Consider the following 15,223-nt stretch of genomic DNA (forward strand, 5'->3'; position numbering starts at 1 on the left):
TACTAATAGTTTATTGGTTTATGACAAAGCAAAAGAAATTTTTAACCTGTGATGGTAACCAGGCTGCTGCGCATATCTCGTATATGTTCAGTGAAGTAGCTGCGATTTATCCTATCACACCCTCTTCCACGATGGCAGAATACGTGGATGAATGGGCAGCCGCCGGACGTAAGAACATCTTCGGCGAAACGGTATTAGTGCAGGAAATGCAATCGGAAGGCGGAGCAGCAGGTGCGCTGCACGGTTCGTTGCAAGCCGGTGCCTTAACCACAACGTACACCGCCTCTCAGGGGCTGTTACTCATGATCCCGAACATGTATAAGATCGCAGGTGAGTTGCTTCCTTGCGTATTCCATGTATCGGCTCGTACATTGGCTTCTCATGCCCTGTCGATCTTTGGTGATCATCAGGACGTGATGGCTTGTCGTCAGACCGGTTTCGCCATGTTGGCCGAAGGTTCCGTACAGGAAGTGATGGACCTGGCTGCCGTAGCGCATCTGTCGACATTGAAGTCTCGGGTTCCTTTCGTGAACTTCTTCGATGGCTTCCGTACCTCTCACGAGATACAGAAGATCGAAGCTTTGGAAAACGAAGATCTGGCTCACCTGATCGATCAGGAAGCGTTGGCGGAGTTCCGTTCACGCGCTTTGACGCCTGAGAACCCTGTTGCCCGGGGTATGGCTGAGAACCCTGACGCGTTCTTCCAGCACCGCGAATCAAGCAACTCTTTCTACGACGCTGTTCCGGCTATCGTAGAAGAATATATGAAAGAACTGTCGGTAATCACCGGACGCAAATACGGCTTGTTCGATTATTACGGCGCACCGGATGCCGAACGCGTGATTATCGCGATGGGTTCCGTTACGGAAGCGATCCGCGAAGCCATCGACCACCTGACTGCTCAGGGCGAAAAGGTTGGTTTGGTAGCCGTTCACTTGTATCGTCCATTCTCTGCGAAGCATTTCCTGGCCGCTGTGCCTAAGACTGCGAAACGCATTGCCGTACTCGACCGTACGAAAGAACCGGGAGCCAATGGCGAACCGTTGTATCTCGACGTGAAAGACTGTTTCTACGGAGAGGCTGACGCTCCGGAGATCGTAGGTGGCCGTTATGGCTTGTCTTCTAAAGACACTACGCCGGCTCAGATCCTTGCCGTTTACGAAAACCTGGCGATGAAGATGCCGAAGAACCACTTCACGATCGGTATCGTCGACGATGTGACTTTCACTTCTCTGCCTCAGAAAGAAGAGATCGCCATGGGCGGCGAAGGCATGTACGAAGCGAAGTTCTACGGTCTGGGAGCCGATGGAACAGTAGGTGCCAACAAGAACTCGATCAAGATTATCGGTGATAATACTGATAAATACTGTCAGGCTTACTTCTCTTACGACTCGAAGAAGTCGGGTGGTTTCACCTGCTCGCATCTGCGTTTCGGAGATACGCCGATCCGTTCGACTTACCTGGTGAATACGCCGAACTTCGTGGCTTGCCACGTACAGGCTTACCTGCGTATGTACGACGTAACGAAAGGGTTGCGTGCCAACGGTACGTTCCTGTTGAACACCGTATGGGATGGCGAAGAATTGGCGAAGCACCTTCCGAACAAGGTGAAACGTTACTTCGCTCAGAAGAATATCACTGTGTATTATATGAACGCTACACAGATTGCATTGGAGATTGGTCTGGGTAACCGTACCAATACCATCCTGCAGTCGGCCTTCTTCCGCATTACCAATGTAATTCCGGTTGACCTGGCGGTTGAACAGATGAAGAAGTTTATCGTGAAGTCGTATGGAAACAAAGGCGAAGCGATTGTAAATATGAACAATGCAGCGGTTGACCGTGGTGGTGAATACAAACAACTGACGATCGATCCGGCTTGGGCTAACCTGGCTGACGACGAAGCCGTAGCGAATAACGATCCGGCATTCATCAACGAAGTGGTTCGTCCGATCAATGCACAAGATGGCGACCTGTTGCCGGTTTCTGCTTTCAAGGGAATCGAAGACGGTACCTGGATGCAAGGCACAGCACAGTACGAAAAACGGGGTGTGGCTGCCTTCGTTCCGGTATGGAACGCAGAAAACTGTATCCAATGTAACCAATGTGCTTATGTTTGTCCGCACGCTTCCATTCGTCCGTTTGTGTTGGACGAAGCCGAGATGGCCGGCGCTCCGCAGACCGACTATCTGGACGTGAAAGCTCCTGCACAGTTGAAAGGTATGAAGTTCCGTATCCAGGTCGATGCTCTCGACTGTCTGGGTTGTGGTAACTGTGCCGATATCTGTCCGGGCTTCAAGGGCAACCAGGCGTTGAAGATGGTTCCGCTGGAATCACAGTTAGGCGAAGTACCCAACTGGGAATATATGACGAAGAACGTGAAGACCAAACAACACCTGATCGACACGAAGATGAACGTGAAGAACTCGCAGTTCGCCACGCCGTTGTTCGAGTTCTCAGGCGCTTGCTCAGGTTGTGGGGAAACACCGTACGTGAAACTGGTGACTCAGTTGTTCGGCGACCGCCAGATGGTAGCCAACGCAACCGGATGTACCTCGATCTACTCCGGTTCGGTTCCTTCTACGCCTTATACGAAGAACGAAAAGGGACAAGGTCCGGCATGGGCAAACTCCCTGTTCGAAGACTTCTGCGAGTTTGGTCTGGGTATGCAGTTGGCCAACGAAAAGATGCGCGAACGCTTGGTGATCAAGACGCAGGCATTGATGGCTATCGAATGGACCAACCAACGCGTGAAAGACGCCGCTCAGGCATGGCTCGACAATATGGAAGATACGGGCGAAGCCGGACGCAAAGCAGCCGACGAATATATCGCCGCCCTGCAATGGGGTATCATGTCGATCGACGAGGTGATTGAATACTTTGAAAAATCAGGTGCCGAATACGCTGAAAAGCTTGCAGAGGTAAAAGCGAAGAAAGCTGCTGGTGAGACAACCTGTTCTTGTCCGGCTTGCACATTGTGTAAGGAACTATTGGAACTGAGCCACTATATGGTGAAACGCTCGCAGTGGATCATCGGTGGTGACGGTGCTTCTTACGATATCGGTTACGGCGGTCTCGACCACGTGATCGCTTCGGGTAAGAATGTGAATATCCTGGTTCTCGATACGGAAGTTTACTCCAACACCGGTGGACAGTCTTCCAAAGCTACTCCGGTAGGTGCTATCGCGAAGTTCGCGGCAGCCGGTAAACGCGTACGGAAGAAAGACCTGGGTATGATCGCTACTACTTACGGTTATGTCTATGTGGCTCAGATCGCGATGGGCGCCGACCAGGGCCAGACCCTGAAAGCGTTGCGCGAAGCGGAAGCCTACGACGGACCGTCTTTGGTGATCGCTTACGCTCCGTGTATCAACCACGGTATCCGCAAGGGTATGGGTAAGAGCCAGGCCGAAGAGAAAGAAGCCGTAGCTTGTGGTTACTGGCACCTGTGGCGCTACAACCCCGCGTTGGAAGCCGAAGGTAAGAACCCGTTCACACTCGACAGCAAAGATCCGGACTGGTCGAAGTTCCAAGACTTCCTCAAAGGCGAGGTACGTTTCGCATCCGTTGCCAAACAGTATCCTGCCGAAGCTGCCGAACTGTTCCAGGCTGCCGAAGACAACGCGAAGTGGCGCTACAACAGCTACAAGCGTATGCTGAGCCTGAACTGGGACAATGAGTAACGGTGTTCACGGTGAATGATTAATGGTTAATGATCAATAATTAGGAGGAATAATCCCCCTAAGCCATAAAGAGAGGCGGGCCCGCATGGGTCCGCTTTTTCTGTTTGGGATTGTTTGCCTTTTGCACCTGTTCCGGGACGAATGACTCGAGTAGGGTGAGATGTGAGGATTTGCAAGTCCGGTAGGACTTGTATTTGGATAACCCCGTGCAAGCCGAAGGCGTAGCTCGGGGCAAGGAACTCCCCTCACACAGGAACTCCGAAGGAGTTCAACAATGTCTCATGTAGCACTCCTACGGAGTGCGTGGAGTGGTGATGTCTTCACCCCGAGCTGCGCCTTCGGCTTGCACGGGGTTATCCACATGTAACGCCTACGGCGTTCACCGTCGCGATCTTCAAGTTTTCTTCGATGCGAACTTCACGGATTTATAAACCATTGATAATGAGATATTAATATTCTCTTCAGAAACTACCGGTAGTTTGCACGCAAAGTACTGGTAGTTTACCACATAAAAGTTTTTAGTCCGGTCTTCACCTTTCACCCGGTTGCCAGATCCCTGTATTGATCAGCGTTTCGGGAGAAAGGAGAAGAATACTTAAAAAAAAGACAGACCTACCCGAAAAAAGCCGCCGGCCTTTTGCCAAACTCCGCCGGCCTTTGGGAAAACTCCGCCGGCCTTTTCGGTAAAAGAGGCGGCTTGGTAGTCGAATGGCAGATGTTAACAAATGCAAACGACAATTGGCGGTAAACCGATCATTCCGAACAGAGTTTTTCGTTTTTTTACTACCATCATACAGCCGGAATAGGCGACAATGTTAAACCGATCACTGTTGGGGCTCTCCAACAGGTACCAGAAAGTTACTTACAGGATTTTCACTGTTTTTTTTATTATCTGAAATAGCTATATAATTGATATACAGATGTAAAAGAAAATCCTGTATGATGTAAGTAAAAAAACGAAAAACTCTGTTCGGAGGGTATTTTTGGGTTTTAGCCACGGATCACATGGATTTAATATGTTCGCAAATTGCGCGCGAAGCGCGTGCCGCAGGCTCTCTCTTGCCGTCAGTTTCAACTGACGGTTAAAATAATGCGAGGCTTCGCCTCACCCCTCTCCCCCCATTCCTATCACCCGTCTATGCCATTCCTATCAATCTGACCTAAACCTCTTCACTTTTTCGAGAATCTGAACAAATTTTTCGAGAATCTGAACAAAGTCCTGATGGCATTTCTTCACTTTTGCTCCTGTCGAAAGGACAGAAGATCCGGCGGTGTTTTTCTTCCCGACACCTTTATCAATTAAAGAATAAAAAAGATGATAAACGATCTCTATTGGGTGTATATCACCTGTGATCCTCGGGCGGACAACCGATTGCAAGCGGCCCTGGCGCCCGACCTATCCCGGATGTTGCGCGACAGCGCCCATCGGCCCGTGATCTATTACCGGCAATTCCCGATCACTCTCGATGCCGTCGCCCACAAACTCCTGTTGGGCAGCCTCGAGAAAGAGACACTCAACCACCTGATCCGGAGCGTCAATCCGGCGATGACGGATCTGCGGGAGGAGTTTGAGATGAAATAAAATATTATCCTGTTGTGTAGGAATAGTATATATATAATGAGTGAATGAAACGAATACAAAAGAATCTATGGAAAAGAAAGATGTGCATTTGCATGAAAAAGTAGGTTTCGTCCGTTTGAAAAATCAATCCGGCTCGATCGTGAAACTGGAATGTTTTTTCAAAAAAGAAGAAAGCAACGATCCGCAAAGAATTGGAGAATCCGATTACTACGAAGTGGGCCAGGCTCGTGAATTGAACGTATCCGAATTAGGCCTGGCAGAAGGCGTTTGGGTAACAGCGTATGCTAATGTTAAAGCAGGTAAAGACGATCAGGGAACTACCTGGCTTCAATATGAGAAAGGGAATAAACGAAAAGCAGAGTTTATCATCAGTGGAGTGATCAACTTCACAGATGTAGCATTTAATGGTATTATTGAACCAGAAGAATGAAGAAAAGTAAGGTTTCTTTTCCGGGAAGAATAACATTCTTCTTGCATGCTAAAAGAAACCTTTAATCTCTCATATTCCTGCACAACAACTTTTTCAATATGAAATTTACTAACTATTTAAAATAAAAAGACATGAAACGGATATTTACATTTGGAATAATAGTTCTTTCCCTTTTTATCACCACAGGCTTAAAGGCACAGGAAGTGACCACCTTAAAATGGAAAGGAGGAGCAAGTGGAGATCTAATTATTGGAGCAACTAAAGGAGTGAATAATGTAGAAATTGATTGGGGTATTGATGTTCCGAATTCAGTATATAGTGGAAACATAGGAGAGACTAAAAGTCATAAACTCCCAGAATACAATGATCTTGATAAAGAGTATACAATAACCATTACAACAACAAAAAACACTTCTCTTTTGCATCTGGGATGTTTTGATAAAGGATTATTGGAATTGGATATTTCTCAGAATATTAATCTACACCACCTAGGTTGCTCCGATAACACGAGCCTATCCACTCTGGACCTTTCGAAGAATCAAAATTTGATATATCTAAACTGCTACAACACAAACCTATCCACTTTGGACCTTTCGAATAATAAAGAATTGACAAGACTAGAATGCTATAACACAAACCTATCCACTCTGGACCTTTCGAAGAATCAAAATTTGATATATCTAAACTGCCACAACACAAACCTATCCACTTTGGACCTTTCGAATAATAAAGAATTGACAAGACTAGAATGCTATGACACAAACCTATCCACTCTGGACCTTTCGAAGAATCAAAATTTGATATATCTATCCTGCCACAACACAAACCTCCCCTTTGACCAGTTAATCAATATAGATAATTCTTTTACACTGGATATTTTTAATTATGCCCCCCAATCCATCTTCTTAGATGTTTCTCCGGGGGAAGTGCTGGATATGGAAGCGTTGGGATTATACATTGACGATGCAGAAACCCGGTATCTGACGGATGACGAGGCTGGCGAAGGAACCGTATTGAAAAGAACGTTTACAGTACCAACCAACTGGGGAATAGGGAGTTCCTATAATCTCAACATGTGGTTGGAAGGAGACAAGCTTCCAGAGTTTAAAGAATTTCCTCTGGAACTGACCCTGAATGTTAATGTTCCTCCCACTCCCACCATCTACCACACCGTCGATCTGGTTTTAGCTCCCGGTATCAACCTGCAGAACCTGTCAGCCGGTGAACTGACAATAGAAGACGGCGATCATCTCTTCCTGCAGTTCTGGCCTGAAGACCCCACACTGACGGCCGACGATATCCTACTCCTGATAGACGGTGTGGAGACAGCGTTTACACCATCAGCCGACGGACGCGGGGGCAGCTATATCCTCAACCCGATCGAAAAGGATCATACCATCGAGATCCGCCTGCGGGAAGATCTGGGAGATCCCGATCCCAACCCCGACATAACAGGCAATGCGGATCTTGCCGAAAACGGTATTCAATTACGAATTACGAATTACGAATTACGAATTATCAATTCTGGTCCTGCGGTGGATGTGGCGGTTTACAATATCACCGGTAAAAACTTCGCGCAACTGCGTGCCCTTCGGGGTTCAAGAACCATCGCTCTGCCCGCGGGGATCTATATCGTAAAAACACCCGATGCGGCCGTTAAGATAGTAATCCCGTAAAACAGGAAAGACACCCGACCCTCTTTTACATACAATCCTCCCTTTCAAAGGAGCGAAAGAGCATTCTTTCGCTCCTTTTTTTTATCTTTACCCCCACACCACGATAATTATACTTGTATGAAGACATTCCACACTGTTTGTATCCTATTGGCATTGGTCCTGTTGACCACCCCATTGTTTGCCCAAACCATCAAGAACCGCGACCAGGTGATTGCTTCGGCGGTCGAGGATGTTTCCGTCGAGCGGATGAAAAGCCTGATCGAAGACCTGGTAGGCTTCCACAACCGGAACAACCTGAGCAGCATGACCCATCCGACACAGGGACTGGGTGCGGCGGCGGAATACCTGTACCAGAAAGTAAATACGTATGTGCCGGCTTCGGACGGACGGCTCTCTGCGGAGAAAATCTTTTATACGGCCGGCGGACCGGATACCCGGTTGGGAAGGGAAGTGAAGCTTTGCAATGTGATCGCAACGATACAAGGCAGCGATCCGGACGACAACCGGGTGATCGCGCTGCTGTCGCATTTCGACAACCGCAACGGCGAAGGCAACGACTCCATCCGATACGCGCCGGGAGCGAACGACGACGGTAGCGGCGTGGCCTGCGGGATGGAGATTGTCCGCCTGCTCTCGCGCGTCGACCTGCCCATAACCGTAAAGATCATGTTCCTCTCGGGCGAAGAGCACGGGCTCAACGGCGCACAGTTTATGGCGGAAACGGCCGAGCGAGCCGGCTGGAACCTGATCGCTGTCGTGAATAACGATATGATCGGCAACGGCAATGCCAGTGAAACGAATACGCACAACAACACGATGATCCGCGTCTTCTCCGAGAATATCCCGGCGACGGAAACGGAAGCGCAACGGCGCGTGCGGGTCTATAACTCCGCGGAGAACGATAGTCCTTCCCGCCAGCTGGCGCGTTATATCAAAGAGACGGGCGAACGTTATGTCGAGAATACTACCGTCAAACTGATCTACCGCAACGACCGCTTCGGACGGGGTGGCGACCATACGCCGTTCAGCCGGAAAGGATTCACGGCGGTGCGGATCTGTGAGATGCACGAGAACTACGACCGCACGCACCAGTACGTGCGCGAAGAGAACGGTATCCAATACGGGGATGAGATCGAAGGCATCGACTTTGAATACCTGCGTAAGAACACGGGCATCAACCTGGCAGCGGTCGCCAACCTGGCACTGGCGCCTTCCGTACCGGTGAACGTACATCAGGAAGTATCCCAACTGACCAACTACTCCATCCTGCGGTGGGAAGCCCCCAAACAGGGCAAGCAGCCGGCGGCCTATTACGTATTGATCCGGGAGACCGACCAGTCGCAATGGCAAATGAAGATCCGCGTTGAAGGAACGGAAGCCCGCCTGCCCTACAGCAAAGACAATTACTTCTTCGCCGTGCAGAGCGTCGACGCCGAAGGGCATGAGAGCCTGGCGGTGTTTGCGGAGGCAATTAAGAATTAAGAATTAAAAATTAAGAATTACGAATTAAGAATTGCGAATTATTCTTAGGAGTCTTAGGATTAATTCGTAATTCGTAATTCGTAATTTTTAATTTACTTAAGGTTTGCTACCGCAAACCTTAAGTACTGCTCCCAGTCGTACGTCGTGATATCGTGTTTGCCGGTGCGGATATGATAAGTTACGCGCTGGCCGACAGGGGTGTTTACTTGGGGCATTTCTTCCGTGGTGATGCCTTTATAGCCATAGAGCCTATAGACTTCCGAAGCATATTTGGCAGAGAGGAACTCCCCCCGGGGATCGGCCCAGCGGTCTTCTTCGGCGCTGGCGACATAGAGCGGACGTGGAGCGATCAAAGCCAAGAGTTCATGCTGATCGAAAGGCAGGGTTTCTTCGTTATTGCCATACGCCTTGAAGTTCTTACAGAACCAATACGGGAACTTGGTGGTGATGATATCGATCGTTTCACCAAAAGCACGCTTCGACAGGGCTGCGCCTCCGCATCCCGACTCGTTCGATACCACAGCGGCAAAGCGGGTGTCCTGCGCCCCGGCCCAAAGGGCGGCTTTGCCCAGACGGGAATGGCCGATAGCAATGACTTTCGTGGCATCGACCTGCGGATCGGTCTGCAGGTAATCCAACATACGGCTCAAGCCCCAGGCCCAGGCGCTCATCGCCTGCCCCGTATTCGGCTGAAGATCGGCTTCTTCCTGGATCCCAAACAAACGCATCACACTCTTGGGCAGCCCTTCCGGGTTATCGGGAAATACCTGGTTGCAGTCCACCGTAATCACACCATAACCCGCCGCCAGGATCTTATCGAGCGGCCATCGCGACTGGGCGGCACCGCGTTCCCGTTCCGAGGTCGGCACAATCTCCGGATCGGGATGGATCGTCTGGTTCCCACCGAAGTTATATCCCATGAAAACCGGCGCCTTGCCTTTTACCTGGTTGGGCAGATACATCAGGATCACAACCGGACGTTCAAGGTATCCTTTCTTGAAAGTGATCTTCACCTGCTTGCTGGTCGCCTTGCCGCCCAAAGCCTTGGCGTTGGTGGCCATCACCTCGTATCGCGTTTCAAACTCACCCGCGGGCATCACGCCATATTCCTGATCGGCTAGTAATGAGAGGATCTCCGGACGGCAGTCGCGCTCCCACTCCTGCGCACTGGTCACGCGCTTGCCCTCTTCGTTCACCAACAAAGGCGGCAAAATAAATGCCGGAACTTTCGATTCATCGTAATTGGCTTCCGTCTGCGCGACAGCAGAGAGAAAAGGCACCCCTAACAGGCACAAACAAACTATTATCTTCTTCATAACCGAACGTTTTAGATTTAAACTATGATCTGAGAGGGTGAATATACACTTTTTTCAGCATCTATTAAGCGTTTGCCGCATTGTTTTTATTTGAGCTAAAAAGAGAGAGCCGATCATTAAAGAAAAGGTTATATTTGCAAAAGTATGAGAGCATCTCTCGTTATTTAATTTCGAATATCATGAAGAACCTGTTATCCTTATTCCTGTTTCTGGCGCCATTCATTACTTACGCTCAGGAAAGTCTTTATTTTGCGAGTCAGCCTGTTTTATCTCCGGATGCGCAGGAGATTTATTTTTGCTTCGACGGAGGGATCTGGCGTGTGCCGACCGACGGGGGCACAGCTGTTCGCCTGACGGCAATGGCCGGTTATCAAACGGATCCGAAGATCTCGCCCGATGGCAAATGGATCGCTTTCAGTTCCGACGAACAAGGGAATGCAAACGTTTATATAATGCCTACGGCGGGCGGCAGTGTGCGGCAACTGACATTTCATGAGTCGGCGGATATCGTCGCTTCGTGGTCGCCCGATTCCAAGCGGATCTATTTTGAATCGAACCGGCAGAACGGACGCACGACCTACCAGGTCGGTATCGACGGAGGCACGCCCCGCCGCCTCTTCGACGGCTATTTCAATACGATCACCCAACTGGTGGAGAACCCGGTGGACGGCAGCTACTACTTTGTCGACTCGAACGAAGGCTACGGCTCGCCCACCCGCAAAGGTTATAAAGGAGCAAACAACCCGGACATCAAATACTGGCATCCGGCACGCAAAGCATACAAAGAGATCACCTCGTACGCAGGGAAAGATATCTGGCCCACCGTCGACAGTAAAGGCAACCTCTTCTGGGCAAGCGACGAGAAGAACGGGCAATACAACCTGACCACACTCGAGAACGGCAAACCCCGTACCTTAACGAACTTCAAGACGGCTATCCATACGCCCCAAGTGAGCCGGAACGGCGAGAAGGTGGTGTTTACCAAAGATTACCGCATCCAGGTCTACGACGTCAAGACCGGCAAGACAACCACTCCGGCGATCAAGGCGTATGAGAACAACCGCCCAGATATTGCCGTTTCCTACAATGTAGAAGGCCAAATCAGTCGCTTTGATATCTCGCCCGACGGGAAGAAACTGGCGTTTGTCTCCCGCGGCAAGCTCTTTGTGGCGGATACCAAAGGCTTGTTTATCCAACCGATCCGGACCGAAAAGAAAGAACGCGTCACCGATGTGAAATGGGCCAAAGACAACCAAACACTTTATTACACCCGGACCCGCCAGGGCTGGAACAACCTCTATAAAACAACGGCCGACAAACCTTCGGACGAGAAAAGTATCTATACACCCGACCAGACCCTCAGCAGCCTGCACATGAGTAACGACCGCTCGATGATCGCTTTTGTGACCGGCAGCGACAAGGTTGAATTGCTCTATACCGAGAAAGACAAGGTAGAGAAACTTGCCGACAATGAGTTCTGGTCGTTCCAGAGCTACGCGATGAACTTCTCGCACGACGACAAATACCTGGCGTATACGGCGATGAACCTGTTCGACCGGGATGTGTTCGTTGCCGACCTGCAGACCAAGAAGGTGACCAACCTCACCAATAGCGCTACGCCCGAGAGCTCGCCCGCCTGGAGCCTGGACGGGAAGTATCTTTACCTGACCGCCAACCGCTACAGTCCTTCTTTCCCCCAGGGCGCGCAGAGCCGCCTCTACCGCATCCGCCTGGATTATACCGACAGCCCGTACGTGGCCGATCAATACCATGAACTGTTCTCGACCGACACCACGAAGAAGGTCACTCCGCCGATCACGATCAATACGGAAAACATCCAGCGCCGCTGGGAGAACGTACTGCCGCAAGCCGGACAGTCGAATGTAGAAGTCTTCAAGAGCGGCGAGAAAGAATACCTGGTGTATGCGTCGAACCACGAAGGAAGCTGGGCAACCTATGTGCAGGAACGCAAAGACTTCGATCAGCAACCGGCCAAGAAGATCGCCGACCTGCGCTCGCCTGCGTTCAGCTATAACGGGAAAAACCTCTACGCCCTGCAAGGTGGGAATCTCTATTCGGTCGATCTGGCGGGCGCTTCGGCCAAGAAAATCGAGATCAAACACGAGTTTGAGCAAAACAACCGCAATGAGTTCCAACAGATGTTCCACGAAGTATGGGCATTGATCGCCGCCAACTTCTACGACCCCACGTTCCACGGCATCGACTGGAAAGCCAAACAAACCTATTACGCGCAATTCCTTCCGCACGTCAAGTCGCGGCGCGACTTCCGCGCGATGGTCAATGATATGCTGGGCGAACTCAACTCTTCGCATCTCGGCTTCAGCTCTTCGGGCAAAGAGGAACGCAAAGAGACGGCGATGCGCACGATGCTGACGGGGGTAGTCTTCGATAACGATTCGCCTTACACGGTTTCCGCCATCCTGAAAGGCTCGCCGGCGGATGTGGTCGGGCAAAAGATCCTGCCGGGCGATGTGTTGACCGCCGTCAACGGCAAGAAGGTCGATCCGCAGACGAACCGGGAACAGTATTTCACCTCGGCGGCCGGAGAGAAAGAGATCCGCCTGAGCTTCAGCCGCGGAGCAACCGCCTACGACGCCCTCCTGCATACCGCACCGTCCTATACGCTTTCAAACCTCTACTACACCCAGTGGGAAGACGACTGCCGCGAACGGGTAAGCCAAAAGACAAACGGCCGCATCGCCTATCACCACATGCGGGATATGGGAGGCGAAGCATTGAACAACTTCCTAATCGATATGCAGACCGACGCGGTGCACCGGGACGGATTGATCCTCGACCTGCGATACAACAACGGAGGCAACGTGCACGATCAGGTACTCGAATACCTCAGCCGGAAGAAACACTTCACCTGGAAGTACCGCAACAAACAGGACAATACCCACCCGAATCATACGCCGGGCGACAAGCCGATCGTCGTCTTGATCAACGAACGCAGCCTGAGCGATGCCGAAGTGACCTCCAACGGGATCCAATCCCTGGGCATCGCCAAGCTGATCGGCACGGAGACCTATCGTTGGATTATCTTTACCTCCGGCGCGATGTTGGTCGACGGCTCCTTCTGCCGCCTGCCCGGCTGGGGCTGTTACAACCTGAAAGGAGAAGATATGGAATTCGCCGGCGTAGCCCCTGATATCTATGTGAAGAACACCTTCGTCGACCGCCTCAACGGCAACGATCCCCAACTGGACCGTGCCATCGAAGAGATCCTGAAGGAGCTCAGATAAATGTAGAATTTTAACATTTAATCACGGGTCTACGCGGAATCAATTAACTGATTTTCCGTAGCTTTGTAGAAATTATTAACCCATTTACAGTATGAGTATGAAAAAACTTCCCGCTTCGTTAAGCATTGCTTTGACCACCAAAGCGGTGAATCGGGCCTTTAAAAAGCGGATGAACGGATTGAGTCTGGACCTGCCGGCCGACTCGTTCCGGTTATTGATGGTGATCGATTACAAAGGGGAAGTGACGCAACAGGATCTGGCCGATTTCATGAACAAAGACAAATCGGCGATCATGCGCTTGCTCGATGTGATGGAGGAACAGGAACTGGTCTCGCGCTCCATCGATGAAGAGGATAAACGAAAGAATATCATCGGCATCACCAAAAAGGGGAAGGTATTCCTCAAGGAGATCAACCTGAAAGAGAAGAAGATGTTCAAGGAACTCGGCAGTGGCATTACGGCTGCCGATATGATTATCTTCAACCGCGTACTGTTCCAGATCAGAGAGAATGCCAAGTTATTGTCGTAAATAAGTAGATTTGCATGCGATTGATTCCTGTTTTGTTGATGCTCACCGTCATCCTGGGCGGTAATTACTATGTGTTTCTTCGTTTGTGGCAGATGTTGCCCCCTTCCCTGGTCGGACGCCTCCTGTTCGTCGTGGCGGCGGTCTTCCTGATCGCCTCTCCTTTTGTGAGTATGTTGGCGGGAAGTGCTTTCCCTCCCACGCTGACGGCGGCCATGTATCGCATCGGCACGTCGTGGCTGATTGCGTTTATGTATCTATTGCTTGCGTTCCTCGTGTTGGATATCATTCGCCTGACGCATCTTTTCCCCATCGATACCTATCTGCGCCACAGTTGGATCGGGCTGGGCACGCTGGCTGCCGGATTGACTATACTATTAAGTATCGGTTATTACCGGTACACGCATAAAGACCGGGTGGAGCTTCAGCTATCGGTCGACAAAGAGATTGCCGGCGAGTTGAAGATCGTCGCCGCCAGCGACCTGCACCTGGGTTATGGCATCGGACGGAAAGAGTTTGAAAGCTGGGTGGAGCTGATCAATAAAGAAAACCCCGATATCGTATTGATCGCCGGGGATATTACCGACAACAACGTCGCGCCCCTCTACGAAGCGGATATGGGTGCAGTCTTTTCACAGATCAAAAGCCGGTACGGCACGTACGTCATCCCGGGCAACCACGAGTATATCGCCGGCGGCGAACCGGCGGAGACTTTCCTTCGCGCGGCGGGAGTGACCTTCCTCAAAGACTCCGTCGCCCTGGTCGATGACCGCTTTTATATCGTCGGCCGCGACGACCGGAGCAATCCGCAACGCCAAACCATCGCCGCCTTGACCGCCTCGCTCGACCCTTCCAAACCTATAATCCTATTGGACCACCAGCCCTACCACCTGGAGGAAGCCGAACAAAGCGGTATCGACCTGCAACTCTCCGGACATACCCATAAAGGACAGGTATGGCCCATCAGCCTGGTCACCCGCTTCCTGTTCGAGCTCGATCACGGCTACAAGCAAAAAAGCAATACCCACTACTACGTCAGCTCCGGCCTGGGCATCTGGGGCGGCAAATTCCGCATCGGCTCCCGTTCGGAATATGTCGTGATCCGATTCAAAGGGAAGTCCTCCCGATAACACCCCTTTTCCAAACATTGCACTTTGGGCGAAAAAACATTGCACTTTGGTAAAAAAAACATTGCGCTTTGGCCGAGCAAAGTGCGATGCTTTTTTTGGGCAGCCTACACATAAAAGTTTTACACCCCTCTT

At 50.7% G+C, this 15,223-nt stretch carries 9 protein-coding genes; 8 read left to right on the forward strand and 1 reads right to left on the reverse strand.

What is annotated here, in order from left to right; genetic code table 11:
• Positions 1 to 20: 20 nt before the first annotated feature.
• The 5 genes from nifJ (at position 21) to M2133_RS08385 (ending at position 8,853) form a co-directional block, all read left to right on the forward strand.
• Positions 21 to 3,683 (forward strand): pyruvate:ferredoxin (flavodoxin) oxidoreductase, encoded by a 3,663-nt coding sequence (gene nifJ / locus M2133_RS08365; protein WP_277465636.1) that lies wholly within the window; start codon positions 21 to 23, stop codon positions 3,681 to 3,683.
• Positions 3,684 to 4,998: 1,315 nt separating this feature from the next.
• On the forward strand, positions 4,999 to 5,265 hold the full coding sequence (locus M2133_RS08370; protein ID WP_277465637.1) for a hypothetical protein: 267 nt from the start codon (positions 4,999 to 5,001) through the stop codon (positions 5,263 to 5,265).
• 67 nt (positions 5,266 to 5,332) lie between these two features.
• Entirely contained in the window at positions 5,333 to 5,695 is a 363-nt protein-coding gene (locus M2133_RS08375) for a hypothetical protein (RefSeq protein WP_277465638.1), read from the forward strand.
• Between the two features lie 944 nt (positions 5,696 to 6,639).
• Positions 6,640 to 7,371 carry a T9SS type A sorting domain-containing protein gene (locus M2133_RS08380; RefSeq protein WP_277465639.1) on the forward strand — a complete coding sequence of 244 codons (732 nt, stop codon included), beginning with the start codon at positions 6,640 to 6,642 and terminating at the stop codon, positions 7,369 to 7,371.
• A 117-nt stretch (positions 7,372 to 7,488) separates the two neighbouring features.
• Complete coding sequence (locus M2133_RS08385; RefSeq protein ID WP_277465640.1) at positions 7,489 to 8,853, forward strand: M28 family metallopeptidase; 1,365 nt, start codon at positions 7,489 to 7,491, stop codon at positions 8,851 to 8,853.
• A 92-nt stretch (positions 8,854 to 8,945) separates the two neighbouring features.
• Here M2133_RS08385 and M2133_RS08390 read toward each other — a convergent pair whose 3' ends face one another.
• A complete protein-coding gene (locus M2133_RS08390) occupies positions 8,946 to 10,169 on the reverse strand; it encodes an acetylxylan esterase (protein ID WP_277465641.1) in 1,224 nt (407 codons plus the stop codon).
• Positions 10,170 to 10,348: 179 nt separating this feature from the next.
• On the opposite strand from M2133_RS08390, the gene M2133_RS08395 reads away from it, so the two are divergent.
• The 3 genes from M2133_RS08395 to M2133_RS08405 all read left to right on the forward strand — a co-directional run bounded on the left by M2133_RS08395 (position 10,349) and on the right by M2133_RS08405 (position 15,091).
• A complete protein-coding gene (locus tag M2133_RS08395; RefSeq protein WP_277465642.1) occupies positions 10,349 to 13,435 on the forward strand; it encodes a S41 family peptidase in 3,087 nt (1,028 codons plus the stop codon).
• A 97-nt stretch (positions 13,436 to 13,532) separates the two neighbouring features.
• The gene (locus tag M2133_RS08400) at positions 13,533 to 13,964 is read left to right on the forward strand and encodes a MarR family transcriptional regulator (protein ID WP_277465644.1); all 432 of its coding nucleotides are present in this window, start codon (positions 13,533 to 13,535) and stop codon (positions 13,962 to 13,964) included.
• 14 nt (positions 13,965 to 13,978) lie between these two features.
• Positions 13,979 to 15,091, forward strand: coding sequence for a metallophosphoesterase (locus tag M2133_RS08405; RefSeq protein ID WP_277465645.1), 1,113 nt, complete (start codon positions 13,979 to 13,981; stop codon positions 15,089 to 15,091).
• Positions 15,092 to 15,223 lie beyond the last annotated feature (132 nt).

The sequence above is a fragment of the Parabacteroides sp. PF5-6 genome, from assembly GCF_029504695.1.
In the GTDB taxonomy this organism is placed as follows: domain Bacteria; phylum Bacteroidota; class Bacteroidia; order Bacteroidales; family Tannerellaceae; genus QVMG01.

Coding starts and splice junctions, on each gene's coding strand:
- M2133_RS08395 (WP_277465642.1), top strand. CDS start 10,349: ATGAAGAACCTGTTATCCTTATTCCTGTTTCTGGCGCCATTCATTACT.
- M2133_RS08375 (WP_277465638.1), top strand. CDS start 5,333: ATGGAAAAGAAAGATGTGCATTTGCATGAAAAAGTAGGTTTCGTCCGT.
- M2133_RS08370 (WP_277465637.1), top strand. CDS start 4,999: ATGATAAACGATCTCTATTGGGTGTATATCACCTGTGATCCTCGGGCG.
- nifJ (WP_277465636.1), top strand. CDS start 21: ATGACAAAGCAAAAGAAATTTTTAACCTGTGATGGTAACCAGGCTGCT.
- M2133_RS08385 (WP_277465640.1), top strand. CDS start 7,489: ATGAAGACATTCCACACTGTTTGTATCCTATTGGCATTGGTCCTGTTG.
- M2133_RS08400 (WP_277465644.1), top strand. CDS start 13,533: ATGAAAAAACTTCCCGCTTCGTTAAGCATTGCTTTGACCACCAAAGCG.
- M2133_RS08405 (WP_277465645.1), top strand. CDS start 13,979: ATGCGATTGATTCCTGTTTTGTTGATGCTCACCGTCATCCTGGGCGGT.
- M2133_RS08390 (WP_277465641.1), bottom strand. CDS start 10,169: ATGAAGAAGATAATAGTTTGTTTGTGCCTGTTAGGGGTGCCTTTTCTC.